The 26,005-nt window shown below is 68.3% G+C and carries 16 protein-coding genes and 3 pseudogenes; 10 read left to right on the top strand and 9 right to left on the bottom strand.

What is annotated here, in order from left to right; genetic code table 11:
• Positions 1–222: 222 nt before the first annotated feature.
• Both ACLLJJ_RS01130 and ACLLJJ_RS01125 read right to left on the bottom strand, forming a co-directional pair.
• Positions 223–1,977, bottom strand: a complete 1,755-nt coding sequence (locus ACLLJJ_RS01130; protein ID WP_434587371.1) for a ThuA domain-containing protein — start codon at positions 1,975–1,977, stop codon at positions 223–225.
• Positions 1,974–4,802: a PQQ-dependent sugar dehydrogenase gene (locus ACLLJJ_RS01125; RefSeq protein ID WP_434587370.1), complete on the bottom strand. Its 2,829-nt coding sequence runs from the start codon at positions 4,800–4,802 to the stop codon at positions 1,974–1,976. Before ACLLJJ_RS01125 ends, ACLLJJ_RS01130 begins: the two co-directional genes overlap by 4 nt.
• A 583-nt stretch (positions 4,803–5,385) precedes the next feature.
• Between ACLLJJ_RS01125 and ACLLJJ_RS01120 the strand changes: the two genes are divergently transcribed.
• Positions 5,386–7,782, top strand: a complete 2,397-nt coding sequence (locus ACLLJJ_RS01120; protein WP_434587369.1) for a ricin-type beta-trefoil lectin domain protein — start codon at positions 5,386–5,388, stop codon at positions 7,780–7,782.
• A 359-nt stretch (positions 7,783–8,141) separates the two neighbouring features.
• Positions 8,142–8,639, top strand: a complete 498-nt coding sequence (locus ACLLJJ_RS01115) for a gamma carbonic anhydrase family protein (RefSeq protein WP_434587368.1) — start codon at positions 8,142–8,144, stop codon at positions 8,637–8,639.
• 184 nt (positions 8,640–8,823) lie between these two features.
• Here the strand turns inward: ACLLJJ_RS01115 and ACLLJJ_RS01110 are convergent, their stop codons facing one another.
• Entirely contained in the window at positions 8,824–10,110 is a 1,287-nt protein-coding gene (locus ACLLJJ_RS01110; protein WP_434587367.1) for a phosphatase PAP2 family protein, read from the bottom strand.
• 678 nt (positions 10,111–10,788) lie between these two features.
• Entirely contained in the window at positions 10,789–12,177 is a 1,389-nt protein-coding gene (locus tag ACLLJJ_RS01105; RefSeq protein ID WP_434587366.1) for a (2,3-dihydroxybenzoyl)adenylate synthase, read from the bottom strand.
• A gap of 217 nt (positions 12,178–12,394) precedes the next feature.
• On the opposite strand from ACLLJJ_RS01105, the gene ACLLJJ_RS01100 reads away from it, so the two are divergent.
• Positions 12,395–12,619: a hypothetical protein gene (locus ACLLJJ_RS01100; protein ID WP_434587365.1), complete on the top strand. Its 225-nt coding sequence runs from the start codon at positions 12,395–12,397 to the stop codon at positions 12,617–12,619.
• A 45-nt stretch (positions 12,620–12,664) separates the two neighbouring features.
• Here the strand turns inward: ACLLJJ_RS01100 and ACLLJJ_RS01095 are convergent.
• Positions 12,665–13,733, bottom strand: a pseudogene (locus tag ACLLJJ_RS01095) (hypothetical protein); the annotation flags it as partial.
• 647 nt (positions 13,734–14,380) lie between these two features.
• On the opposite strand from ACLLJJ_RS01095, the gene ACLLJJ_RS01090 reads away from it, so the two are divergent.
• The 3 genes from ACLLJJ_RS01090 (at position 14,381) to ACLLJJ_RS01080 (ending at position 18,171) form a co-directional block, all read left to right on the top strand.
• The gene (locus ACLLJJ_RS01090; RefSeq protein ID WP_434587364.1) at positions 14,381–15,793 is read left to right on the top strand and encodes a family 2B encapsulin nanocompartment shell protein; all 1,413 of its coding nucleotides are present in this window, start codon (positions 14,381–14,383) and stop codon (positions 15,791–15,793) included.
• 206 nt (positions 15,794–15,999) lie between these two features.
• A complete protein-coding gene (locus ACLLJJ_RS01085) occupies positions 16,000–17,277 on the top strand; it encodes a family 2 encapsulin nanocompartment cargo protein terpene cyclase (protein ID WP_434587363.1) in 1,278 nt (425 codons plus the stop codon).
• 15 nt (positions 17,278–17,292) lie between these two features.
• Positions 17,293–18,171: a geranyl diphosphate 2-C-methyltransferase gene (locus tag ACLLJJ_RS01080; protein WP_434587362.1), complete on the top strand. Its 879-nt coding sequence runs from the start codon at positions 17,293–17,295 to the stop codon at positions 18,169–18,171.
• A 175-nt stretch (positions 18,172–18,346) separates the two neighbouring features.
• On the opposite strand, the gene ACLLJJ_RS01075 is transcribed toward ACLLJJ_RS01080, so the two are convergent.
• Both ACLLJJ_RS01075 and ACLLJJ_RS01070 read right to left on the bottom strand, forming a co-directional pair.
• Positions 18,347–19,642 (bottom strand): phosphatase PAP2 family protein, encoded by a 1,296-nt coding sequence (locus ACLLJJ_RS01075; protein ID WP_434600261.1) that lies wholly within the window; start codon positions 19,640–19,642, stop codon positions 18,347–18,349.
• Positions 19,643–19,970: 328 nt separating this feature from the next.
• On the bottom strand, positions 19,971–20,780 hold the full coding sequence (locus ACLLJJ_RS01070; RefSeq protein ID WP_434587361.1) for a hypothetical protein: 810 nt from the start codon (positions 20,778–20,780) through the stop codon (positions 19,971–19,973).
• Between the two features lie 341 nt (positions 20,781–21,121).
• Here ACLLJJ_RS01070 and ACLLJJ_RS01065 point away from each other — a divergent pair, with 341 nt between their 5' ends.
• Positions 21,122–21,826, top strand: a complete 705-nt coding sequence (locus ACLLJJ_RS01065; RefSeq protein ID WP_434587360.1) for a GNAT family N-acetyltransferase — start codon at positions 21,122–21,124, stop codon at positions 21,824–21,826.
• Between the two features lie 130 nt (positions 21,827–21,956).
• Here ACLLJJ_RS01065 and ACLLJJ_RS01060 read toward each other — a convergent pair whose 3' ends face one another.
• On the bottom strand, positions 21,957–22,397 hold the full coding sequence (locus ACLLJJ_RS01060; protein ID WP_434600260.1) for an Lrp/AsnC family transcriptional regulator: 441 nt from the start codon (positions 22,395–22,397) through the stop codon (positions 21,957–21,959).
• Positions 22,398–22,519: 122 nt separating this feature from the next.
• Here ACLLJJ_RS01060 and ACLLJJ_RS01055 point away from each other — a divergent pair, with 122 nt between their 5' ends.
• A complete protein-coding gene (locus tag ACLLJJ_RS01055) occupies positions 22,520–23,437 on the top strand; it encodes an SMP-30/gluconolactonase/LRE family protein (RefSeq protein ID WP_434587359.1) in 918 nt (305 codons plus the stop codon).
• Positions 23,438–23,582: 145 nt separating this feature from the next.
• Positions 23,583–24,137 (top strand): annotated as a pseudogene (locus tag ACLLJJ_RS01050) (DUF4158 domain-containing protein); the annotation flags it as partial.
• 3 nt (positions 24,138–24,140) lie between these two features.
• On the opposite strand, the gene ACLLJJ_RS01045 reads toward ACLLJJ_RS01050, so the two are convergent.
• On the bottom strand, positions 24,141–25,028 hold the full coding sequence (locus ACLLJJ_RS01045; protein ID WP_434587358.1) for a tyrosine-type recombinase/integrase: 888 nt from the start codon (positions 25,026–25,028) through the stop codon (positions 24,141–24,143).
• Positions 25,029–25,093: 65 nt separating this feature from the next.
• Here ACLLJJ_RS01045 and ACLLJJ_RS01040 point away from each other — a divergent pair.
• Positions 25,094–25,880: pseudogene (locus ACLLJJ_RS01040) on the top strand (Tn3 family transposase); the annotation flags it as partial.
• Positions 25,881–26,005: the final 125 nt, after the last annotated feature.

Below are 26,005 nucleotides of genomic sequence, written 5' to 3'. Positions count from 1 at the left end.
GGATCAGGGTGCGTGCGTGGCGCCCTCGGCCTTGTGGGACGCTTCAGCGCCTTCCCGGTGAAGCGCGGTCACCGGCTTGCGGAGGGAACGTGGGCTCAGCCCGGTGTACGTAACGGCGGCGGGGCGCTTCGGCGTTGTGCCCCGCCGCCGTCATCGGCCCGGTACCGCGGCCGATTCCGTCGGAACCGCCTCCCGCGGTGCCGACGGAGTCACAAGGGTCGCTCAGCCGGGGAGAACCCACTTCTGGTTGGCGGCGGTGTTGCAGGTCCACAGGTTGAGTTTGGTGCCGTCGGTGGAGGAGGCGCCGGCCGCGTCGAGGCATTTGCCCGACTGGGGGTTTTTCAGGGTGCCGTTGGTCTGCGGTACCCATTTTTGGGCGCCGGTGTTGTTGCAGCTGTAGAGCTGTATTTTGGTGCCGTCGGCCGTGCCGCCGCCGCTGATGTCCATGCACTTGCCCAGGGCCCGCAGGGTGTCGTCGGTGCCGATCGTCCATTTCTGGGCCGCGGACTGGTTGCAGGTCCACAGCTGGATCTGCGTGCCGTCAGCACTCGCGCTGTTCGCGACGTCGACGCACTTGCCGCCGAGACCCTTGACGGCGCCCTCCCGGGGGCCGGTCGAGCCTCCGAGTTCCTTGATGCGGATGTTGCGGAACGAGACGTCGTCACCGTCGCCGTGGTTCTGCAGGCCGATGTGGCCCTGTTGCAGGCTGCGGGCGGGATCGGTGTTGGTGAAGTCGTTGATCCTGCGGCCGTTGAGGAAGAGCTGCAGGCGTTCACCCTCGACCAGGACCTCGTAGGTGTTCCACTCTCCCGGTGGATTCAGGGCCGCGTCGCGGGCGGCGAGGTCGGCGGACTTGTAGCCGTAGACGGCACCGGTGGTGCGGTCCGGACTGTCCGTGGCATCGATCTGGATCTCGTAGCCGTTGTTGACGGCCGACCACGGGTCGTCGGAGGCGGGAAAGCCCACGAAGAGTCCGGAGTTGTCATCACCGGCCTGCCGCCAGTCGAGTTTGAGCGAGTAGGACTTGTACTCCTTCGCCTGGTACCAGAACAGGCCGAGGCCGCCGCGGGAGGTGAGGGTGGCATCGGAGTCGGCGAAGGACCCGGGTCCGGCCTGCTTCCAGCCGCTGGTACCCGAAGTGCCGTACAGGGGCGTGTAGCCGGTCTCCGGACGACAGTCGGCCTCCGTCAGCCGCGCGGACCAGCGGATGCCGCCGAGCAGATGACGGCGGAAGGCGGCATCGGTGTAGGAGTCCTCGGTGTGGCCGCCGCCGGTGTAGAAGGCACGCCCGCCCTGGTAGTCCTTGCACCAGACGATCGGGTGGTCGCCGCCCATGGTGCCACCGCTGTAGGTGGACTCGTCGAGTGAGGCCAGGACGTGTGCGGTGGTGCGCGGATTGGTGCGGTAGTCGTACCACTCGTCGGTCCGCTGCCAGGTCGGGGCGAGGTGTGCGGTGGAGTCGTGGGCGCGGTCCTCGACCTTGACCGTGGCCGGCTGGATCTGTGGGTGGGACTTGAACAGGGCGCCGGCCAGGCCGCCGTACCAGGCCCAGTCGTACTCGGTGTCGGCCGCCGCGTGGATGCCGACGTATCCGCCGCCGCCGTTGATGTACCCCTCGAAGGCGGTCTGCTGCGAGGTGTTGAGTACGTCACCGGTGGTGGAGAGGAAGACGACGGTCTCGTAGCCGGCCAGGTTGGCGGGGGTGAAGGCGGCCGCGTCCTCGGTCGCGGTGACGGTGAAGTTGTTGGCGGTGCCCAGTTGGCGCAGGGCCGTGATGCCTTCGTCGATGGAGGAGTGGCGGAAGCCGGCGGTCTTGGAGAAGACCAGCACGTCGTACGCCGGGTCCGCGGCCGCCGACCTGCGCACGGGCGCGCCTGTGTTCGCTTCGGCGGCCGTGGAGACGGCCGTGGGCAGGGCGGCGGCACCGAGCAGGCCGCACGCGGCCCAGCAGAGGAGGTGCCCGAGACGTCGGCTCATGACAGAGTCCACTTCTGGTTGGCGGCGGTGTTGCAGGTCCACAGGTTGAGTTTGGTGCCGTCGGCGGAGGAGGCGCCGGCCGCGTCGAGGCATTTGCCCGACTGGGGGTTTTTCAGAGTGCCGTTGGTCTGTGGTACCCATTTTTGGGCGCCGGTGTTGTTGCAGCTGTAGAGCTGTATTTTGGTGCCGTCGGCCGTGCCGCCGCCGCTGATGTCCATGCACTTGCCCAGGGCCCGCAGGGTGTCGTCGGTGCCGATCGTCCATTTCTGGGCCGCGGACTGGTTGCAGGTCCACAGCTGGATCTGCGTGCCGTCAGCACTCGCGCTGTTCGCGACGTCGACGCACTTGCCGCCGAGACCCTTGATCTCCTGCTCCTGTACGACGGTTCCCGTGGTGGTGAAGGTGAAGTCGTCGATGTCGAAGAGGGAGCCGCCGGCGCCCTTGAAGACGAGGTGGAGCGTGGTGGTGCCGGCGGGGCGGTTGGTGAGGTTCGCCGACACGTTCTGGAAGGTTTCCCAGCCACCGGTGACCGGGACGGCCGTCGAACCGAGCAGCGTGCCGGTGGGGGAGCCGGCCCGCACTTCCAACGTGCCTCCCACTCCGGCGGAGGCGACGCGGGCGGTCAGCTTCGTGGCGTTGGCGAGAGCGTAGGGCTTGAACGAGATCCAGTCGCCGTTCTCGATGTGACCGACCGTCTTGCCCCCATGCGCGGTGGCGTGGTCGACGACCTGGACACCGGAGGAACCGCCGTAGTGTTCGGCCTGGCGCTGACTGGACTGGCTGATGTGCTGGTCGTGGGTGGTCAGGGCGGCCTGTCCGTTCGCACCCTTGTCGGTGTACTCGGCGTCCCAGACGCCGAAGATGTTCGCGTTGGGGTCGTGCTCGCCGTCGGCGATGGTCTGCAGGGTGCCCGAGCAGCCGGTGCCGGAGGTCTGCGGATGGCCGTGGCTGTCATGGCCGACGATGAACGTGATCTTGACCTTCGAGCAGTCGATCGCGCCGTCCTCGGGATCGGTGACGGTCACCTTGAAGGGGACGGCGGCGCCCGGATCGATGATCGAACCGTCGACGGGCAGGTCGAGGGTGACGGTGGGTGCGGTGTTGCCGACGGTCACCGTGACAGAGGCGGTCGCGGTTCTTCCCGTACCGTCGAAGACGGTGAGTTCCGCGGTGTAGCGGCCGTTGGCCGTGTAGGTGTGCGAGGGTCCGGCAGCCGTCGAGGTGGCGCCGTCACCGAACTTCCACGCGTACGTGAGCGGATCGCCGTCGGGATCGGTGGTGCCGGCCGAGGAGAACTGCACCGTGAGCGGGGCCTTGCCCGACGTGCGGTCGGCGGCTGCCTTGGCCAGTGGGGAGCGCCCGCCGCCGCTGACGTTCTCGATGCGGTACACCGCGCTGTTGGCGTCACCGTTGAAGTAGCCGGTGCCGTAGTCGAGGACATACAGCGCGCCGTCCGGGCCGAAGACCATGTCCATGATCTGGGTGCCCTGCCAGGGGAAGGCGTTGATCGACTGCACGGTCCCGTCGCCGCCCTGCTCGATCCGCTTGATCCATTTGCGACCGAACTCGCCTGCGAAGAAGTCACCGTCGAAGCTCTCGGGGAACTTGACCGTGGAAGTCGACGCCGCGTCGTAGCGGTAGACGGGCCCGCCCATGGGCGACTCCGAGCCGCTGCCGAACTCCGGGACCGAGCCGCCGTCATACGGGATCCAGGCGGGCTGGGCCGCGGGCAGGTCGGTGAGGCCGGTGTTGTTCGGCGAGGTGTTCTTGGGGGCGGCGCAGGAGAAGGCGGCGCCGGATGTCGAGGTGGCGAAGTTGTAGTCGACGTAGGCACTGTTCTTGCCGGTGCAGTAGGGCCAGCCGTAGTTGCCGGCCTTGGTGATCCGGTTGAACTCGACCTGCCCGGCCGGTCCCCGGCCCGCGTTGGCGGTGCCCGCGTCGGGGCCGTAGTCACCGAGGTAGACGGTGCCGGTGGGCTTGTCGACGGACATGCGGAAGGGGTTGCGGAAGCCCATGGCGTAGATCTCGGGCCTCGTCTTCGCTGTTCCCGGCGCGAACAGATTGCCGGACGGGACGGAGTAGCCGCCGTCGGCGTTGACCTTGATGCGCAGCACCTTGCCGCGCAGGTCGTTGGTGTTTCCCGCCGAACGCTGGGCGTCGTAGGCGGGGTTGCGGGTCGGCCGCTCGTCGAGGGGGCTGTATCCGTCGGAGGCGAAGGGATTGCTGTCGTCGCCCGTGGAGAGGTACAGGTTGCCCTGGGCGTCGAAGTCGATGTCGCCGCCGACATGACAGCAGAGACCGCGGCTGGCGGGGACGTCGAGGACCTTCTTCTCGGAGGCGCTGTCCAGCGTCCCATCGGCCTTGAGAACGAACCGTGAGAGCCGGTTGACGCCGTCGAACGGTGTGAAGTCGGCTGCCGAGCCGTTCGCCGGGGCATCGCCCGCGGGGGTCGACAGCTTCGGGGCGTAGTACAGGTAGACGAAGCGGTTGGTGGTGAAGCCCGGGTCCACGCCGACGCCCTGGAGACCCTCTTCGTCATGCGAGTAGACGTCGAGCTTGCCGGCGACCTTGGTGGTGCCGGCAGCGTCGGTGAGGCGCAGGGTGCCGTCCCTGGCGGTGTGCAGGACGGACCTGTCGGGCAGGACGGCGAGCGTCATCGGCTCGCCGGTCTCGGCCACCCCCTTGGCGAGAGTGACCTGCTGGAACTCGTCGGCCGCCGGTGCGGCTTCGGCCGGCTTCTGCTGGACGGTGAGGGCGCCCGCGGCGGCGAGCAAGGTGCAGGCGAGCGCTGCGAGGGGTCGGGTGAGTCTCCTGTGCACGCGCATCCTCCGTGTGGTGACGGGGTGGGGGTCTGAGGCACAGGCGCGCGCCGTCGCGCCGGGGGAGACGGGTGCCCCGAGGGAGGGAGGGGAGGGGCACTCGGTCCTTGTTGTCCGGTACAGGTCAGGAAGGTAATGGCTTTTTCGCCGACCAGAAAGTCTTTTGACGCACTGGGCCGCAACTTTCTCTAGTGACGAGACAAAGACGCCCCGAGTGGAAGCCCAGGCGGCGTCGGACAAATCCGGTCGGCATCGGGCGAGTTGATGGCGCGGACCGGGCCCGGCTGCCGCTCGAACTGCGGGGCTCACCGGTACCTCGGGGGCTTCTCGGCTGTCCAACCTCTCGATGGCAGAACCCCGTTGGGGCCGTAGCGGCCTTCAGGAGCGGCTCCGCCACTTTCCACACTTGAATGACAAAGCATGGACGGCTCAGGGGGAAGTCCCTACTGTGGCCGACGCGACCGAACGAGCCTTGTGCGTCACCGTTCACATCTCTCCGTAACCGGAACGACGGCGCGCTCCGGCAGGGGTGGATTCTCCACTTTGCCCGCTTGTGCTCCCCAACCACGGGGAGCCGACAGGAGGTTACGTGTATCCACGGCTGTTCTCCCACCCGCTCGGCAGACGCCTGGCCGGTACGCTCGCCGCTTCGCTACTGGCTCTGGGGCTGGCGTCCCCCGTAGCTTCCGGCGCCCCGGAAGCCGCTCCCCTTCCCCCGCAGGAGCCCGGCGTCACCCTGCGCGTCTTCGACGTGCAGATGCCGCTCGACACGATCTGCGACCTGAAGCCCGGACAGACGCCGAACGTCGACAAGTTGATGCCGGTGATCGACTGGTCCACGGACGGCGACTTCGGGCTGGCCTCCAACTTCGTCTCGCAGGCCATCGGCAACCTCAACGCCTCCGCCGCCGGGAGCTACACCTTCCGGCTCACCAGCGACGACGGCTCCCGGCTGTGGATCGACGACAAACTCGTCATCAGCCACGACGGCCTCCACGGGCCCGAGCCCAAGGACGGCACGATCGACCTGACGGCTGGTCACCATGGACTGCGCATCGAGCACTTCGAGCGTGCCGGCGGACAGCAGGTCACCTTGGCCTGGCAACCGCCTGGCACCTCCGGCTTCACCGTCGTGCCCAACACCGCCCTGAGTACGGACGCCGATGTCGTGCGGGTCACCTCACCCGGCCGCAAGGAGTGCGAAGGCATCGCCGACTCGCCGGGCGACGGGCTGCCGCTGACCGGAGTCCACCCGAACTACACCCTGACCGACCTCAGGCCCAGCGGCTTCGAGCCGCAGGTCTCCGCCATGGACTGGCTGCCCGACGGCCGCCTCGCCGTGACCACCTGGGGCGGGACCGACAACAGCACGGGCGAGGTGTACCTGCTGAGCAACGTCACGGGGGCCACCGGGCCCGACAAGGTGACGTATAAGAAGATCGCGAGCGGCCTGAAGGAGCCGATGGGTGTCAAGTACGTGGACGGCAAGCTCTACGTGTCGCAGAAGCACGAGTTGACCGAACTCAACGACACCAACGGCGACGGGGTCACCGACCAGTACAAGCGGATCGCGACGTGGCCCTTCGGTAACAACTTCCATGAGTTCGCCTTCGGCCTGCTGTACAAGGACGGGTTCTTCTACTTGAATCTGTCGGTCTCGATCAACTACGGCGGCGCGACGACGGACCCGCAGCCCGCCGCGAACCGTGGCAGCACCATCAAGGTGAACAAGGAGACCGGCGCGGTCAGTTACGTGGCCGGTGGGCTGCGCACCCCCAACGGAATCGGGTGGGGTCCGGACGGCGACATGTTCGTCACCGACAATCAGGGTGGCTGGCTGCCCTCCTCGAAGTTGGTGCACATCAAGCAGGATCGATTTTTCAACCACTACACCAACCCGGACGGGCCGTTCGACTCCAAGCCGGTGACCAAACCGGTGCTGTGGCTGCCGCAGAACGAGATAGCCAACTCGCCGAGCACCCCTCTCCAGCTGAAGGACGGCCCCTTCGCCGGCCAGATGCTGTTCGGCGACGTGACCTATGGCGGCATCCAGCGCGGGTTCCTGGAGAAGGTCGGCGGTGAGTACCAAGGAGCGGTCTTCCGCCTCACCCAAGGGCTGGAGGCCGGAATCACCCGGATCAGCGTCGGCCCCGACGGTGCCCTCTACGCCGGCGGACTGGGCGCGGGCGGCAACTGGGGCCAGGAAGGGAAACTCAAGCACGGGTTGCAGAAGCTGACGCCGAACGGCACCAACGCCTTCGACATCCGCACCATGCGCGCCGTGCCGGGCGGATTCGCGCTGGAGTACACCCAGCCGGTGTCGACGGACACCGCGGCCAACCTGGCCGCACGCTACAAGATCAAGCAGTGGCGCTACGCGCCGACCGCCGCGTACGGCGGCCCCAAGGTCGATGAGGAGACGCTCACGGCCCAGTCGGCCACCCTCTCCGCCGACCGCAAGACGGTCACGCTGGCCATCCCCGGGCTCAAGGCCGACCGGGTGATCCACATACGCTCGGCCCGCCCGTTCAGCGCGACCGACGGTAAGCAGCTGTGGAGCACCGAGGCCTGGTACACGATGAACCAGCTGCCCGGAACGACGTCCCGCACCGGTGAGGTGAAGGGGGTCAACGGCAAGTGCCTGGACGTGGACAACAGCGGCACCGCCAACGGTACGAAGATCCAGGTGTGGACCTGCAACAGCACCGGCGCCCAGACCTGGACGCTGCCCGGCGACGGAACCGTGCGCGCCCTGAACAAGTGCCTGGACATCGACAACGCCGGCACTGCCGACGGCACGAAGATCCAGCTGTACGGCTGTAACGGCACCGCGGCCCAGACCTGGCAGCCGCAGCCCGACGGCACCGTACGCAACCCGCAGTCCGGCAAGTGCCTCGAAGCGTCCGGGAGCGTCTGGAACGACGGCGCCCCCGTTCATCTGTGGGCCTGCCACAACGGTGCCAACCAGAAATGGGCCATGCCGTGAAACGTCGGGTGACACGCGGGACATGACGCGCCACATCTGAGGGGCGAGGGCCGGGAGGTGCGCTCCCGGTCCTCGCACGGCAGGTGGCCGGCGCTGTCGTGGTTCGGTTTTGATGGGCGAACAGCAGGGCCCCCCGACCAGGGCTGACGGTGCGGTGCGTGGGACACCGTCCTCGGCTTCCACCGGCCGGCCCAGGGCTGCCAGATCGGCACCACAGGTCAAGTCGTTTCGGTAACTGCGGCATGATCGCAGGTATGTTGATTGAACACGAAGGCTGCTCCCCGACCGTGCACCCCACGGCCTACGTCGCACCGACCGCGACACTGAGTGGGGACGTACGGGTAGGAGCAGGGTGTCGGGTGCTGTTCGGCGCCGTCCTCACTGCCGAAGGCGGCCCAGTAGAACTGGGCGAGGGCTGCAGCGTGATGGAAAACGCCGTCCTGCGCGCCACACGCCGCGATCCCCTGACCTTGGGGCGGCAAGTCCTGGTCGGCCCCACCTCCTACCTGACCGGGTGCTCAGTGGAGGACGAGGTGTTCCTGGCCACCGGCAGCCGGGTATTCAACGGCGCGCACATCGGCACGCGCTCGGAGGTGCGGATCAACGCGATCGTGCACCTGCGTACCGTGCTGCCCGCCGACTCCTTGGTGCCGATCGGCTGGGTAGCCGTGGGCAACCCGGCACGCATCCTTCCGGCACAGGAACACGAGGCGATCTGGGCAGTGCAAAAGGAATTGGACTTCCCCGGCTACGTCTTCGGCCTCGACCGGCCCGCTGACGGTGAGAGCCTGATGCCCAAGATCTCAGCGCGTTTCGGCCGAGCCCTCGGCCGTCACCGGGACGACCGTCAGATCTGAGCCCCGTCCTTGACCCGGTGCCTGACGCGGTGAGACGTGTACGCGGCAGGTCCAGGAAGACGGTGGCCGCAGGCGTAGAGGGTCCGTCCGTCCGCCAGGTCAGGGCGACCCGGCCGCGTAGCTGCGGGTAAGCGATCTCCAGTGTCCGCAGTCCGATGGCGGCCGCCACCTCGTGCAACATGGCTCAAACCAGTTCGAGTTGTGGTTGTGGTCGCTGCACTGGCACGGCTTTCGGATCCGACAGCTCGGCAGTCCGCGCGTAGCCGTAGATCACTGAGGCCATCGCCAGAAGGAGAAGAGGTCCGGACACCCACGGATATTGGGCCATCTCCATCGGCAGATAGCGATATGACACCAGGAGCCCAGCGAAGACCGTTGCGCCGTAGGTGACCAGCCGGATTCCTGGCCAGTCCCAGCCACGGTCGAGCAAACGCAGGCCCGCCTCGATCGTCAGCGCGAACACCACACCGGCAACGAGATCCACGCCGTAGTGGTAGCCGAAACCCAGCGTCGCGCCGAGCGTGGCGATCAGCCAGAGGGTGCCCGCGAAGCGCAGAAGCCGCGGGCCGTTGCGGGAATGAATGAAGATCGCGGTGGCCCACGCTGTGTGCAGGCTGGGCATGCAGTTGCGCGGGGTGATCTCGTCGTACGGCATCACGTGCGGAGTGTTGATCGGCAGCGGCACGTCCGGCCACAAATCGGCCGCTGCCCAGTACTCGCCGCCGGTGCCGAAGGCACCGTTGCCGTAGGCGAAGACCGGCCCGACGACCGGGTAGATCATGTAGATGGCCGGCCCGAGGAGACCGATGACCAGAAAGGTGCGCACCAGATGATGGCCCGGGAAGCGCCGCTCGACCGCCACGTTACGCAGCTGGTACAGCGCGACAACGACCGCGGCCACCGCGAGCTGGGCGTAGATGAAGCCGAGAACGTGGTCGCCGATCGTGCCGGTGGCCGCGACGATCCGGCCTGCCAGCCACGACGGATTGCCGAGCGCGTGATCGGCGGTCGCCACGTACTGGTCGAGCACCATCGGGCGGGTCTTCGAGGTGATGAGTAGCCAGGTGTCGCCAGTCTTACGGCCGGCCACCAGCAGCAGGCCCAGGCCGACGCCCTTCAGGAGCAGGACACGTTCCCGGCCGGTACGGCGCGTGACTGCTATGACCCCGTAGCCCAGAATCACCCACAACGCGCCGCTGCCGTAAGGGTGGCCTTCGGTCACGTTGGCGTCGACCGCCGACCGCACCAGCCAGAAGGCGACGTCGATGCCGATCGCGGCACCAGCCGCGATGAACCGTTGCCGCCAGGTCAGAACCACCGTCATCAAGGCCATGCAGGCGTACAACAGGGGCCCCGATGTGGGGGCGGCTATCAGCTCTTGCGCCTGATTGGTGATCGGCCCCGGCAGGCCGTAACGACGCGCGGCAATCTCCAGCGTGATGAGGAAGCCAAGGGCCGCCACACCAGCCATGCCCCACAGGATCGCCCGCGGTTGACGCCACGCTGCGAACGAAAATCTCTGGTTTATGCGCGAAATCAACCGCGATGCTATAGGTATCAATTGTTTGGCCGATTTCTTAGATATTCGCTAATATAAGTTAGTTTTCATGCTGAATGGCATGGGTTGCCGGTGAAAGGCGGGCGGTCAGGGCATACGTCGTGAGGTCGAACATGCTAGCGGAGCGGTGCGGGTGGGTTCCGTTGGTCACGGGTGGTGCGAGAACGCCGCCGGGTTCTGCGCTCGATGATCCACCGTCTCGGGAATGAACATGAAACTGGCGACGGCGCCTCGGGTCGTTGTGGTCCCGTTTCCAGCCAGACCGTTCCAGCCGCGTGTGGGCCCACCCGGAAGCGGGACGTGGCGCCGGGACGGCCCGCGCGGGTGACCGCTCAACGGGCCGCTCGCGCAGGCCGGTTCATGAGCCCGTCTGCAGACAACCGACGTCAACCGCCCAGCACGACGCTTCTGTACCGCACTTGGTCGGCGGGTTCTCGGCCCACGCCCCTGGCAGCTCCGGCGGACGGCCGCGAATCGTCATGATTTCGTAGCCGCCACCGGCTGACGTCGATGCGGGCCACGACCTCGAACTGGGCGCTGTCGCCGACGTTTCGTGCGGTGGCCGTGAAGACCGGCGCTCGACCCTGCCCGTCACAGCCCCGATGGATCTTCGGTGTCGGCCCGCCGCGGGGCGTCCTTGAGGCGGCCCGTCATCACCAGGTCGCCGTCCGGGGCGCGTCGCGCGAGGTCGCCGGTGCGGAAGTAGCCGTCGGTGGTGAAGGAACATGCGTTGTGGTCGGGCGCCCGGTAATATCCCCGCGGGGTGTACGGACCGCGGGCGATGAGCTCGCCGGCCTCGCCGCCGTGCACGTCCTTGCCGTCGACGTCGACCATGCGGATCTCATCGTCGGGCGAGAGCGGGCGGCCCTGCCCGGCGAGCACGGTCTCATCCGAACCGGTGGGCCGGCTGAAGGTGAGCAGCCCCTCGGCCATGCCGAAGACCTGCTGCAGGTGACAGCCCAATTCGGGGCCAATACGTGCGGCGCTCGCCCGGTGCAGGGGCGTGTCGCCGATCTGCACGAGCCGCAGACTGCTCAAATCGGTCTGGACGGTGGGAAGTGCGTCGAGCCAGCGCTGCGCGATGCCCGGCAGCACCGACGTGATGGTGACCCGCTCCCGCCCGATGACCGGAATGCATTCGGCGGGTCCCGAGGTCTCGACCAGGACGACGGTGCCGCCGACGGAGAGGGTGCCGACGATGCCGGGGCAGCCGAAGGTGAAGTTGAACTCGGCGGGCAGCGCGGCGAGATACACGTCGTTCTCGGTGAGCGACACGAGCTCGGCGGCGGCCCGCGCCTGGTAGGCGTAGTCGTTGTGAGTGCGCGGGACGAGCTGCGGCGCCGCGGTGGTACGGGCGGAGAGCAGGAAGAAAGCCACTTGGTCGGCGTTCTGCGCAAGCGCCGGCTGGGGCGGGGCGTCGACGGAGCCCAGCGGGCTGTAGTGGCAGCCCGATGGGTCTGTCGTCAGGCCGCCGCACGGGGACGAGCCGCCCGGCGCCTCCAGGGTGAACACCTGCCGCAGGAAGGGCTGTCGGGCCGCGATGTCCGCGGCCATCGCCGTGTGGTCGAAGCCCTGGTAGGTCGAGGGGCCAGCGTAACCGACGGCCCGGGCGACTCGCACGAGATGGGACACTTCGGACGCGCGGTGCGAGACCGGGCAGAATACGGGGATCGCGCCGGCGCGCATCAGCGCGAATACGGTGATGACGAACTCGGGAACGTTCGGCAGCTGCACGACGACTCGTTGCCCGGGGCGGAGGCCGCGCAGCCGGAAGCCGGCCGCCATGCGGTCCACCCGCCGGTTCAGCGCCGCGTACGTGATACGAGTGTCCCCGTGCACCAGCGCGGTCCGTGGCCCGTACTGCAGGGCCCAGCCGCGCAGCAAGTTGTCCAGCGTAACGCCACGCCAGTGCCCGGCCGCCCAATAGCGGTCGACGAACTCCTCGGGCCAGGGCGTGCATCCGTCGAGCATGGATGTCATTGGCTTCCTTCTGTACCAGTTGAGGGCCGGTCGAGCACGACGGCGACCCCCAGGAGGAGCCGTCCTCCCGCCGACAGTCCGGCCGGCCGGTGTTCAGCCAGGCCCATGTGCAACGCGCCCCATACCGCCCCTTCTCGGCACCGGAAAGCAACCCTGCTGCCATGACTTTGGCAATCCAATGGGGCAGCGCCTCTTTGGGCAATGTGCTGTCCAGACCATGGTTGTTGAACTCCGTCGGCAGAAAGACCAAGAAGCGCCGCTGACCAGGAGGAACGGCCGGATGGCCCCGCTGTGGCTGTGTTCCTCCGAGATCGGCGCCGGCCACGACACCGGCAAGGCCGTGGAACGCGCGCGCCATTCGTCGCTCTACGTGACGGCCCAAGATGAAGAGCAAGCTCAACTCGATCAGACGGGCCGCGCATTCACACTCACAGGCACTTGAGCGAGGCCAACGGCTGCCCGGGTGGGCGCCGGTGGTCGTGGGCTGGAAGAGGCCGCCCCGGATGTGGTGCGTGAGGTTTTCGAAGATCTCGCGCAACCAGGGGCTTCGGACGGCCGGCAGCCGGGCCAGAGTGTGCTGGAGTGCTCCCTTGTCGGCCCGGAACAGGTAACGGGGGCGCGGCGAGGGCGGGTCGTCGCGTAAGACGCCGTCGGGCATGCTGCCCGACGCGGGGACGGGCAGGTACGGCTCGGGGGAGGCCAGCCACAGCCACACCCCGAACGGCAGTGGCACCAGGTGCGCCGAAGCGGTTGGCCCGGCCGGGGCCCAGACCTCCCCCGTCTGCGGATGGACCGGCACGAGGAGGATGTCGGCGCTCGCCTCGGGGACGGGCCGCCCCGGCCCGCCCATGACAGCGCGCCGCGCCGGTGGGCCCGCGGGCGGCAGCGCGTCGAGGGCGCGTTGGAGCACTTCCGCGCTCAAGCCGTCCGGGACCGTCACCGACCCACCCTCCGAGGCGGCCAGCAGGTGGGCGAGGGCCCGGCCGGCCGCGGCCTCCCACCGCGGGCTCCAGGACCACCAGCGGTTCGACCCCCGCGGCGATCCCCACGCGGTTATCGGCTCGAACGGGGGCGTGCCCTTTCCTTCGGCCATCAGCTCCGTCCACGAGAGCGGTGCGGTGTCGGCGCCGTCGACGGGGACGCGGCGCACCGCGTCAGGGGCGAACCACACCGCCTGCCAGAGTGGGCAGTCGTCGATCCGGCTCGCCACGGGCAGGCCGCATGCCGCGCAGGCCATGTTGGGGCCGTCGGCCCCGTCGAGGCCGCAGCAGTAACCGCCGCCCTTCTCCGGGATCGGCAACGTGCCGCGGGGGTCGCCGGGTGCGATGACGATCGCGCCGGGCGCGCCGTCGGACAGGGCGTAGACCGGCGCGTAGACACCGCGGACGGCTGCCTCGTCCGGATGGATCTCCGCCCACGTCCGCCACGGCGGTCCCCCGGGCTCCGGGTCCACTGCGAACGTGCCCGGTTCCATGAGTACCGGGAGCTGAAGTCCGTTCCCCGTACTTCTGATGGGCCTGGGCCGGCAGGACGACTTGGGACAGCGGGGCGGTCAACTCTGCACCTCACCCCGCACACATGAAAACGAACAAATGTCCTCCGCCTGGGGAAAGAGAGGCATCATCGCAGCTCGGCAGAGGGCCGGCCAATCAGTTTCGGGCAGGTTCCCACAGGGCGTTCATGCATCACTCGGCGTGGATGTCCAGAAGTTCAGACGGCCCCCTCCTCACACGGACAGCAACGGATGCGTACCACGAGCACCGGGCATCACACGGGTTGCATCGGGTACGCATCGCCCGGTTCGCAGACATGGACGTCGGCGATGCAGCCCGTGCCCGGACGCGAAGTCGGCCATGCCCTCGGTCGGCCCGAGCCGCTTCCCCACTCGTGGGGGGATTGCTGCGGCTTACGGCTACGCGGACTCTCGTTCACACAGCCAGAACACCGTCTGTTCTTCGGATAAACCTGATGCGGACCAAGATCGCTGCATCGAGGTAACTACGCGGCTCTCACGGGCGAGTCGGGTGCGTCGGCCGTTAGCGTTCTTCTGGATCTCGACGGATTCCCTGTAGATATCCGCGCCCTACCTCTCGACCCTTTCCTTTTAGCCCTCTTGTCCCCACCTCGCTCTCATCGGTTGGCACGCGTACGCCGATCGCTGTTGCCACATCTGATCACTGCCGTCACAAGGAGAGCTCTCCCGATGACCGTCGACAACAGCGCGGAAGCACAACTGGAGTTGCCTCCGCAGTCCAGTCTGGGCACCGCGGCTGCCCGCAAGCTCGCCACCACGACCAAGTCCGCCCCACAGATGCAGGAGATCACCTCTCGGTGGCTGCTGCGGATGCTGCCCTGGGTGGAGGCTCAGGGCGGGACCTACCGGGTGAACCGTCGACTGGGCTACACCGTCGGCGATGGATGCATCGAGTTCGTCCAGGACGGTGCCGCTGTCCGGGTGGTTCCTCGCGAGCTCGGCGAACTGGCTCTGCTGCGCGGCTTCGAAGACGTCGAGGTACTGACGGCGCTCGCCGACCGCTGCGTCCAGCGCGACTTCCGCGCCGGTGAGGTGCTGGCCGAGCGTGGCAGCCGCGCCGAGCAGATCAACCTGATCGCCCACGGTCGCATCAGCCAGGTGTCCGTCGGCAAGTACGGCGACGAGGCCGCCGTCGCCGTACTCGCCGACGGAGGCCAGTTCGGTGAGAACGCCCTCCTGGACCCCGACGCGAGATGGGACTGCACTGCGACCGCCGAGACCGCCGGCACCCTGCTCACGCTGTCGCGCGCCGACTTCTCCGCCGTGCTGTCCGCCGCACCCGGGCTCCAGGCCCACCTTGAGGAGTTCAGTTCGCTTTCCCGCCGCCGGCAGAACCGCCACGGCGAGGCCGAGATCGCGATGTCGGCCGGCCACACCGGCGAAGCCGAGCTGCCGGGTGCCTTCGTCGACTACGAACTCCGCCCGCGTGAATACGAACTCTCCGTCGCTCAGACGGTTCTGCGGGTCCACACGAGGGTCACTGACCTCTACAACGGGCCCATGAATCAGACCGATGAGCAACTCAGGCTCACCATTGAGGCGTTGCGGGAGCGCCAGGAGCACGAGCTCATCAACAACCGCGAGTTCGGGCTACTCCACAACGTCGACTACAAGCAGCGGGTCCAGACCCACTCCGGCGCGCCCACACCGGAAGACCTGGACGAACTGCTGTGCCGCCGTCGCGGCACCAAGTTCTTCCTCGCCCACCCCACGATGATCGCGGCCATCGGACGCGGGCTCAACGCCTACGGGCTTTACCCGGACCCCGTCGACCTCGACGGCCAGCAGGTCGCGGCCTGGCGTGGCGTCCCGATCCTGCCCTGCGACAAGATCCCGATCAGCAAGGAGCACACCAGCTCGATCCTCGCCATGCGAACCGGCGAGGACAACCAGGGCGTCATTGGCCTGCGTCAAACCGGCCTGCCGGAGGAGTACGAGCCGGGCCTGTCGGTGCGTTTCATGGGCATCGGCGAGCAGGCGATCATCTCCTACCTGGTCACCACCTACTTCTCCGCCGCCGTCCTCGTGCCCAACGCACTGGGCATGCTGGAGAACGTGCCGATCGCCCGCAGCCACGGCTAGAAGCCCCGACGGCCCGCACGCCGTCGCGGTGTGAGGCACCCGGCCCGGACCGCTCGCAGGTGCGGTGAGCCGCCCCGTACAACAGCCCTGGCAGTTCAGCCTCGTCCCTTCCTGCCCCGGACAGGGCGTGTCCGTGCCCAGGACCGGCTGCCCGTGCCCCGTCGCAGCCGGGCCACCTACTTCACCATGGAGCTAAGGAGTTACGGATGTCTGACCCCGTGCCTTCACCTCTGCCGTCGAGCCCGCCGCCCAGCCCGGCTGCCTCTTCGGCCGTCTTGGGGGTGGACACCCACGCCGTCGGCTTTGTGCCCGGGAGCAGACCGGGTGGCGACCTGGCCGTTCCGCATCTGCGGGAGAAGGCCGCCGAGGTGCGGCAGCCGAGCCCCGACCTGGAACGGATCCTGGGCGGCCCCACCGGACTGGGCACGGCGAGCCTGCGCCTGGGCCGCCGCGCGGAACCACCGGTTCCTTCGGAGTCCGCGCTGCCGCCGGAGACACCGGTGGAGGGCACACCGGTTCCGGGCCTCTACCACCACCCGGTGGCGCCGCCCGACCCGGCGCGGGTGGCGGAGGTGAGCCAGAGGATCAAGTCATGGGCGGTGGACGAGGTCCAGGCGTTCCCGCCGGAGTGGGATGACCAGTTCGACGGTTTCTCCGTCGGCCGCTACATGGTGGCCTGCCATCCGGACGCCCCCACCGTCGACCACCTGATGATCGCCACTCGCCTGATGGTCGCGGAGAACGTGCTCGACGACTGCTACTGCGAGGACCACGGCGGCTCGCCCATCGGACTGGGCAGCCGCCTCCTGCTGGCGCACACCGCTCTCGACCCGCTCCACACGACGAAGGAGTACGAGCCGCACTGGGCGGAATCGCTCCAGTCGGACGGGCCCCGACGCGCCTACAGCTCCGCCATGTCGTACTTCTCCCAGCAGGCCAGCGCCTCCCAGTCCGATCGGTACCGGCATGACATGGCCCGTCTGCACCTGGGCTATCTCGCCGAGGCCGCGTGGGCCGAGACGGACTACGTGCCCGAGGTGTGGGAGTACCTGGCGATGCGCCAGTTCAACAACTTCCGCCCGTGCCCCACGATCACCGACACCGTCGGCGGTTATGAGGTGCCTGCCGACCTGCACGCCCAGCCGGCCATGCAGCGGGTCATCGCGCTCGCGGGGAACGCCACCACCCTCGTGAACGACCTGTACTCCTACACCAAGGAGCTCAACAGCCCCGGGCGGCACCTGAATCTGCCCGTGGTGATCGCTGAACGGGAGGGCGTCTCCGACCGGGACGCCTATCTGAAGGCGGTCGAGGTCCACAACGACCTCATGCACGACTTCGAAACCGAGGCAGCCGCCCTGGCGGCCGCCTGCCCTGTGCCTGCCGTGCAGCGCTTCCTGAGGGGAGTGGCCATGTGGGTCGACGGCAACCACTACTGGCACCGGACCAATACCTATCGATACAGCCTGCCCGACTTCTGGTAAGGAGCACACTTCACAGTGACCAGTACCGAACTCGCCAACGAAACTTCCGTAACCATCCCCTCCCCGGCGTCCCCGTATCAAGGCGACATCGCCCGCTACTGGGACCAGGAAGCCAGGCCCGTAAACCTGCGTCTCGGCGATGTCGACGGGCTCTACCACCACCACTACGGCATCGGTGACGTCGACCGCGCAGCTCTTGGGCCCGCGGACGACATCGCGTACGAGAAGAAGCTGGTCGCCGAGCTCCACCGCCTGGAGTCGGCGCAAACCGGAGTCCTCCTGGATCAGCTCGGCTCCATCGGGCGTGACGACACGCTCGTGGACGCGGGCTGCGGGCGGGGCGGTTCGATGGTCATGGCCCACCAGCGGTTCGGCTGCAAAACCGAGGGTGTCACCCTGTCGGCCAAGCAGGCCGACTTCGCCAACCGCCGTGCTCGAGAACTCGGCATCGACGAACACGTCCACGCCCGCGTGTGCAACATGCTCGATACGCCCTTCGAGACCGGCCGGGCGGCGGCCTCGTGGAACAACGAGTCCAGCATGTACGTCGACCTGGGCGACCTCTTCGCCGAGCACTCCCGCATCCTCGGGCGCGGTGGCCGCTACGTGACCATCACCGGTTGCTGGAACCCGCGCTACGGGCAGCCCTCGAAGTGGGTCTCCCAGATCAACGCGCACTTCGAATGCAACATCCACTCTCGCCGCGAGTACCTGAAAGCCATGGCGGACAACCGACTGGTACCGCAGGCCATCGTCGACCTGACGCCCGCGACCCTGCCCTACTGGGAGCTGCGGGCCACGTCGTCCTTGGTCACCGGCATCGAAGAGGCGTTCATCAACTCTTATAAGGACGGCTCCTTCCAGTACCTCATGATCGCAGCCGACCGCGTCTGACCTGCGGAAGACGGAACGGTCCGGGGCCTGTCATCCGACAGACCCCGGACATCCCGAATGGGCCCTGTTGGGGAGAGAGACTCCGAGACTGCGGGAGGCGGAGCCTTCGCGGGCGCGCACACGTTGCCGGCCCTCATTCGGGAGGCGCACAAGCCCACACCCCGCTGCGAACGACTCAGACCAGTTCGGGCTGCGGCTCAGGCTGCCGCTCGCGTCGCGGTTCCGGCAGATGCGCCAACGCGGCCTTCCGTTCCCACCCCTTGGTGGTGCGCACGTATCCGTAGAGCACTGAGGCCATCGCCAGAATGAGCAGCGGCCCGAACACCCACGGATGTTCGGCCATCTCCATCGAAAGATAGCGATACGACGCCAAGAGCGCCCCGAAGACCACTGTGCCGTAGCCGACCAGCTGGATTCCCGACCGGTCCCAGCCGCGGTCGAGCGACCGCAGCGCCGCCTCGATCGTGAGCGTGAACACCACACCGGCGATGATGTCCGCACCGTAGTGGTAGCCGAAGCCCAGCGTCGCGCCGAGCGTGGCGATCAGCCAGAACGCGCCCGCGAAGCGCAGAGCCAGTGGGCCCTTGAGGGAATGAATGAAGATCGCGGTAGCCCACGCCGTGTGCAGACTGGGCATGCAATTGCGCGGGGTGACCCCGTCGAAGGGCATCGGGTGCGGAGTGCTGAGCGTCGGCGGCGTGTCCGGCCACAGGTTGGCCACCGCCCAGTGCCCCCCGTCGGCGCCGTAGGCGAAGATCGGCCCGACCACCGGGAAGAGCATGTAGAAGGCGGGCCCGAGCAGGCCGATGACCAGGAAAGTGCGCACCAGATGGTGGCCAGGGAAGCGGCGCTCGACCGCCACGTGGCGCAGCTGGTACAGCGCGACGGCGACCGCGGCCACTGGGAGCTGAATGTAGACATATTCGAGAACGTGGGCGCCGACCGTGCCGGTGGCCTCCACGATCCGGCCCACCAGCCACGACGGGTTGCCCAACGCGTGATCGGCGGTCGCCACGTACTGGTCGAGCACCATGGGCCGGGTCTGTGACGTGATCTGCAGCCAGGTGTAGCCGGTCTTGCGGCCGGCCACCAGCAGCAGGGCCAGTCCGACGCCCTTCAGCAGCAGGACGCGCTCCGCGCCGGTGCGGCGCGTGACGGCGATGACGGCACAGCTCAAAGTCACCCACAACGCGCCGTTGCCGAACATCGACTCGGCGCCGACAGTCCACCGTACGAGCCAGAAGATGACGTCGATGCCGATCGCGGCGCCGACCGCGATGAACCGCTGCCGCCAGGTGAGCACCACCATCATCAACGCCATGCTGACGTACAGCACCGTCCCCGACTTGGGGGCGAATATTACCTCTCGCGCCTGGTCGGTGATCGGCCCCGGCTCGCCGAACCGACGCGCGGCGATCTCCAGCGCAATGAGGAACCCGAGGCCCACCACACCGACCGCGGCCCACAGCAAGGCGCGTGGTTGACGCCAGGCAGCCAACCGAAGGCTGCCGTCTTTACGCGAAAAACCTCGCGTTACCCTAGATGTCAATTTTTCAGCCGATGTGTCATATTTCAACATGATCGTTGCGAGCCTGAACATTTTAGCGGAGCGGATGGGTTTCGCCGATCACGGGTACGTCGCAAACAGCGATCGGCTCCCAGCTTCGGGCGGCGCGGGCTGCTCAGTGGTCGAACATCCCCACTCGCGCGGGGCACCCCGCCGATCGCTGTGACATCGCCGGACGCCGCTTTCGGCAGCACGAACAGGGTCGCCGCCCACGTCGTGGGCGGGCCGTACGTCAGTAGGCGCCGAACGACCAGAAGACGCCCACCTCGTCGTCCGTCACCGCGATCAGGCCCAGGTCCTCAAGTAGGTCGAGGCCGTTGATGTACGCGGAGGTGAGGAACGAATGCGAGCCGGTGCCCGCCAGGCCAGCCGCGAGGAAGTCCGGGGCCGGATCCGAGGCGGCGGCCGTCGCATTGGTCCAGTAGCCGGCGGTAGGTCCGTACCGGTCGAGCAAGGTTCGGGCGTCGGCCACCATGGCGTCCCGGTCCGGACGTGAGCGAACGGGGGCGGGCTCCGACTGCCATTCCTCGCTCATGACGGCGACCGCGCCAACCGCCGCCGCAGCCTCCACGGGGTACAAGCGGTCCGGGAACCGAGATATGGGCGGCGGGTCGAACGGGTACGCGGGCACGCTGTCACGGGCACTGTTCCTACGGTACCCGTCCAGCCTGAGCCAACCGCGCGGGTCGCCAACCGAGCGGTGCAGCACGGCGAGGACATCGTGCCCCCAGTCCTCATGTCGGCGGGGACCGGCGGCTACGAAGGGGGAGGCATCGTCGAACAGCCGCAGCGCCGCCGCATTCCAAGGACATCTACGGCTGCGGAACTCTTCCAGCAGGCTCCCGACTTGGCGGACGAAAGCGTCCTTCGGTTCCCGGGGGATACTCCGGAGCCGGTCAAGAGCCCAGCAGGCAAGCCTGCCCGCTTCGCGCGCGGACGGCCCGACGAGTCCCTCCGGGAGTGGCAGGTCCGCCCCGTCGCACAGGGCCTCCAGATGCGCGTCGAGCAGGTCGAGGGCGAGCCGGTCGGCGGGGAGGGGCATCCAGCCACTCTAGGTCGTCTGCTGGGATTGCATGGGGCAGCGCAGTGATCCGAAAAGCTCCCCCTGGGCGAGCGACCTGGAGAAACGAAGAGCACCGTGCCCCCGGCAGCCCGGCCTGGTCCGCCGTCGCTCCTGCGGCGCGCTGTTGTCGAGACGTACGTCGAGGGCTCCGGGCGGGGAGGTGCCGGCTCGTCGCCCGGCGGGCAGCCGCGCGCCGGGCGGGGCGTCGCGCCGGGCGATCAGCCGGCCCGGAGGTCGGAAGCCAAGGGCGCACCCGGTAGGCGAACCGTGCTGCCGACCCCGTTGCCGCCGAGGGGCACCAGGATGCGAAGATCAGGAGGGTGAACAGCGATGTCGACGTGCTTGAGAATCCCGTGGCCCAGTCGCTGCTCGGACACCACGCACATCTGGCCCGACGGCTCGGGCAGGCAGTCACGTACCTGCCGGATGTCGCGACCTTCTGTGCGGTGCCGGCCGAGCCCGACGCGGTGGACTGGTCCGAGCTGGCGAGGCTGCTCGGCCCCGGCGGTTTCGCCGACATGTTCAGCAGCCCGGCGCTCCCGCCGCCCGACTGGGAGCCGGTCTTCGAACTCGAGGGACGGCTCATGCTCTGGCCTGGCAAGGACCGGCTCGGTGAACCGCTTCCAGGGGCCGACGTCTCGATCGTGGAGTTGGGCCCGAACAACGTGCCGGAGATGCTCGACCTCGTCACGCGAGCCGAACCAGGTCCGTTCTGGCCCCGTACCTGTGAGCTCGGCACCTATCTCGGAATCCGCGCGCGGGGCCGCCTGGTAGCGATGGCGGGCGAGCGGCTACGCCCGCCGGGCTGGACCGAGATCAGTGCCGTGTGCACGGCCCCCGAAGCACGCGGCCAGGGCCACGCCGGCCGCCTGGTGCGCGCTCTGGTCGAGCGCATTCTGTCGCGGGGCGAGCAACCGTTCCTGTACGTGGCCGAGGCGAACTCCGGCGCAATCGCCCTGTACGAACGGCTTGGGTTCGAGAGCCGCAAGCCCGTGACCTTCCGCGGCTTCCGCACCCCCGGCTGACCAACCCCCTCCACCGGGGCGCACCGGACGCCTCGCCGGCGGCAACAGCTCTGGAAAAACCACGGAGGCGGCCAAGGCCCGAGGCGCACCGATGTCGCACGAGAAGCCGTGAGTTTCCACGGAGGTTGCTTCAGACCCCCGTCGACACCGACCTCTCGAAGAACGTTTCCAGGACCACCGTCGCGTGGGTACCGCTGACCCCCTCGATCCCGTACAACCGGCGCAGTACATCCTGCAGTTGCTCGGTTGTCCCGGCCCTGACCTTGACCAGGACCGATGCGCTGCCCGCGATGACGTGGGCCTCCTGCAGCTCGGGGATCGCGGCGAAGCGCTCGGCGGAGTCGCCCATCCAGGTCGACGAGTCGACCATGATGAAGGCCAGCACCCCGCCGCCGACTGTCGCGGGATCCACCTCGACCGTCGTGCGGCGGATCACCCCCGACTCCCGCAGCTTGCGCACCCGTTCGTGGGCCGCGCCCGCGGAGAGCCCGACCGCCTTGCCCAGAACGGCGTACGCCTGCGTGGCGTCCTCCTGCAGCAGGTTCAGCAACTTCCGGTCCACGTCGTCCATGGCGCTCTCCTCGAACCAGATCCATTCAATGCTTGCGCTCACCATACGGTGCCCTGCGATACTCGCCTTCAGCAGGATGGTGTTCACATCTTGGAATCCAGAACGACTGAAGGAGAACGGACATGGCCACCGGCCGCCCCGCTCTGTACGAAGTGCTCGACGACAGGTTCCGTACGGAGAAGTGCACCGCGGGTGATCTGCAACTGGAGACGCTCCACGTGGGCTCCCGCTGGGCAGAGGGGCCGCTGTACATACCGGCCTGGCGCCAGCTGATCTGGAGTGACATCCCGAACGACCGGATGCTGCGCTGGGACGAGACGACCGGGGCGGTCAGCGTCTTCCGCTCGCCCGCTGGGCACTCCAACGGCAACACCTTGGATCGTGAGGGTCGTCTGATCACGTGTGAGCAGGGCAATCGCCGGGTCACCCGCACCGAGCACGACGGCTCGATCACTGTGCTCGCCGACCGGTACCGGGGCAAGCGGCTCAACAGCCCGAACGACGCGGCCGTGAAGTCCGACGGTTCGATCTGGTTCTCGGACCCGGACTTCGGGATCACCAGCGACTACGAGGGGCACCGCGCCGAGGGCGAGATCGGCGCCAACAACGTCTACCGAATCGCCCCGGACACCCACGAGGTGCGGCTCGTGGCCGACGGCTTCGGCGCCCCAAACGGCCTGGTCTTCGCAGCCGACGAGAGCGAGCTGTACGTCTCCGACACGCGGGCCAACCGGATCCGCGTCTTCGAGGTGCGCGCGGACGGCACCCTCTCCGAGGGCAAGGTCTTCGCCGAAGGGACCAAGGAGGGCCGCTTCGACAACATCCGCTTTGACGACCGTGGCCACCTCTGGGCCGCGGCCATGGACGACGGAGTGCACTGTTACGCCCCGGACGGGACCCTGCTCGGCCGCATCCTGATACCCGGCACGGTTTCCAACATCCGCTTCGGCGGCCCGAAGAGGAACCGCCTCTTCATCACGGCGAACGACACGCTCTATTCGCTGGTCACGGGGGTCACGGCGGCACCGATCGCGGTGTGAACCCCTTCCCCGGGCCCCTTCCGAGAGCGAGAGGATCACCGTACGGAGCAGCGCGTATTGGGCAAGGCGGGCTGCCAGGTGTCCGTTGTCGGACTTGGGGCCTGGCAGTTGGGAGGGGGTAGGGCGATGTGCGCGAGGAGGACGCCGCCGGTCAACGGTGTACGAGCACGCGTCGGAGATCCAGGAGCGGTTCAAGTACCGGGACTTCACTGACCGGCGGTGGGGCCGGGAGTTCCGCGGCTTCCTGTACGGGCGGGCGTGGACGCACGCCGAGGGGCCGGTGGCGCTGCTCAACCACGCGGTGACGTGGCTGCGGAAGAGCCGGGTGCTGCTGCCGGGTGTCTCGGTACTGGCCCGGCAGGTGTCGGAGGCTCGCGCCGTGGCCGAGCGCGGCTTGTACGAGGCGGTGACCCGCGCCGCGCATAGGGCCGATCCCGCGCTCGCGCCGGCGCTGGCTGAGCTGCTGGTGGTGCCGTAGGGCAAACGGGTCTCGGAGCTGGAGCGGCTGCGTACGCCGCCGACGAAGTCGACGGGGACCGCGATGGTGCGGGCCATGGAGCGGGTGGAGGGGATCTCCGCGTTCGCGCTGGGGCGGGTGAACCTGTCGCGGGTGCCGGTGAACCGGCTGTCCACACTGGCCCGGTACGGGCAGCTGAGCAAGGCGCAGACGATTCTGCGGGCGCCGGAGCCGCCGCGGACCAAGTCATGCGGGCGGGCCTCCGAATAGGGTGCTCAACGAGTCCGGGTTGTAGCCGGGCGCGAACGGAGCGGGCTGGGGATCCGCGCGGCGTCGGGCCTGGCGGGCGTGGTGGGCGAGCGCGCTCTCGATCACCTCGTCGGCGCTGGGGGTGGTGTAGATCTGCGTGGTCGTCAGCCGGGCGTGAGCGAGGATCCACTGCACGTGGGTCAGCGGCATCTCGGGGTCCTCGGCCATGCGGAAGGCAGCGGTGTGCCGCAGGTCGTGGAGGGTCCAGTTGGAGCCCAGCAGCTGGTTGGCCCGGTTGAACATCTGCCGGGCCGCGGGGTAGTTCAACGGGCGCCAGGGTCGCCGCAGCGTCCACCACAGCGGCTCATCGCGCCCGTGCGGTGCCCCCTTGGCCCAGATCTCATGCTGGTAGATCCGCAGCCAGACGAACGAGTCGGTGGAGGCGGGCAGCATCTGAACGTCCTCGGTGCCCCTGCGTGTCACCGAGATCAGCTGCTGCCCCGGCAGGACGTCGCGCTCCACCGAGTCGAGCAGTTCGTCTGCCCGGGCGCCGGTGGAGACCCGGGATGCGAGCAGGGCCCGGTCGCGGTTCGAGCGCAGGCCGGCGAAGATCTCGTTGAACTTGTCGTCCGGGATCCGCTTCGGGACCCGTCTGGGCACCTTGGGACGGTAGCGGCCGGTGTGGGTGGGCGCGAAGGCGTCCATCGGGTTGTGGTGCTGGCGGGCACGGCTGCCCCGGCGTGAGCGGTCCAGCGGGAACGGGTTGACCAGCACGGTGTCCGTGCCGCGGTCGAGGTGGAAGGCGTAGAAGCCGCGCAGGACCGTCTCGCTGTGCGCGCGGGTGGTGGCCGCGTACTTCCGTCCGGGTGTCGGCTTGCCGGTCACCGGGTTCGGTGTGCCGGGCGCCGGGCGCGGCGGGAGTGGCCGCTCGGGCTCCCGGCCCGCCTGTCGGTGGCGCCAGTGCACCCGCACCGGCTGCAGACAACGCTTCGTACTCCGACATGGCGTTCGGCCTGTACAAGATGCTCGGCTTCCGCTTCGCCCCGCGCTTCCGCGACCTGAACGATCAGCGGTTCTGGCGGGCCGACCTGCCCGACGACGGCGGGGAGCCGGCCGACGGGTACGGGCCGCTGGAGGCAGTGGCCTGCAACAAGGTCAACCTGAAGAAGATCGCCACGCACTGGCCGGACATGCTCCGCGTGACCGGGTCACTCATCACCAACCAGGTCCGGGTCTACGACCTGCTGCGGATGTTCGGCCGCGAGGGCCCCCCACCCCGCTCGGTGCCGCGTTCGCCGAGTACGGACGTATCGACAAGACCATGCACCTGCTCGCCCTGGTCGACCCGACGGACGACACCTACCGCCGTCTGATGAACCGGCAGCTCACCGTCCAGGAATCCCGCCACCGGCTCGCCCGTGCGATCTGCCACGGCGGCCGGGGCCAGATCCGCCAGGCGTACCGCGAGGGCCAGGAGGACCAGCCCGCGGCCCTCGGCCTGGTCCTCAACGCCGTCGTGCTCTGGAACACCCGCTACCTGGACGCCGCCGTGACCCGACTCCGGGCCGAGGGCCACGACATCAAGGACGAGGACATCGCCCGTCTCTCCCGCTCAAGGACCGGCACATCAACTTCCTGGGCCGCTACTTGTTCAACATCAAAGCCAGCGGCCCCGGTCAGGGCCAGCGGCCCTTCCGCGACCCGGACGCGTCCGAGGACGCCGACGAGGAGGAGTAGCCGGGTCAGTCCGTCTCGAAGGCGTCTCCCGCAGGTGCGTGGTGAGGACTTCCGCGATGATGTCGAGGGCGTTCTTGATGGCGACGTGGTCGGCGCCGCAGCACCGCGACCTGCCGCTACAGCTT

The sequence above is a fragment of the Streptomyces sp. A5-4 genome (assembly GCF_051131715.1).
Lineage (GTDB): Bacteria > Actinomycetota > Actinomycetes > Streptomycetales > Streptomycetaceae > Streptomyces.
Note: the sequence above shows the minus strand (reverse complement) of the source record. Positions and strands in the feature narration are given on the sequence as shown.

Bases quoted from the DNA above. Each gene is read 5' to 3' on its own strand.
- ACLLJJ_RS01130 (WP_434587371.1), bottom strand. From the start codon at position 1,977: ATGAGCCGACGTCTCGGGCACCTCCTCTGCTGGGCCGCGTGCGGCCTG.
- ACLLJJ_RS01125 (WP_434587370.1), bottom strand. From the start codon at position 4,802: ATGCGCGTGCACAGGAGACTCACCCGACCCCTCGCAGCGCTCGCCTGC.
- ACLLJJ_RS01110 (WP_434587367.1), bottom strand. From the start codon at position 10,110: ATGGCTGGTGTGGCGGCCCTTGGCTTCCTCATCACGCTGGAGATTGCC.
- ACLLJJ_RS01105 (WP_434587366.1), bottom strand. From the start codon at position 12,177: ATGACATCCATGCTCGACGGATGCACGCCCTGGCCCGAGGAGTTCGTC.
- ACLLJJ_RS01100 (WP_434587365.1), top strand. From the start codon at position 12,395: ATGGTTGTTGAACTCCGTCGGCAGAAAGACCAAGAAGCGCCGCTGACC.
- ACLLJJ_RS01090 (WP_434587364.1), top strand. From the start codon at position 14,381: ATGACCGTCGACAACAGCGCGGAAGCACAACTGGAGTTGCCTCCGCAG.
- ACLLJJ_RS01085 (WP_434587363.1), top strand. From the start codon at position 16,000: ATGTCTGACCCCGTGCCTTCACCTCTGCCGTCGAGCCCGCCGCCCAGC.
- ACLLJJ_RS01070 (WP_434587361.1), bottom strand. From the start codon at position 20,780: ATGCCCCTCCCCGCCGACCGGCTCGCCCTCGACCTGCTCGACGCGCAT.
- ACLLJJ_RS01060 (WP_434600260.1), bottom strand. From the start codon at position 22,397: ATGGACGACGTGGACCGGAAGTTGCTGAACCTGCTGCAGGAGGACGCC.
- ACLLJJ_RS01055 (WP_434587359.1), top strand. From the start codon at position 22,520: ATGGCCACCGGCCGCCCCGCTCTGTACGAAGTGCTCGACGACAGGTTC.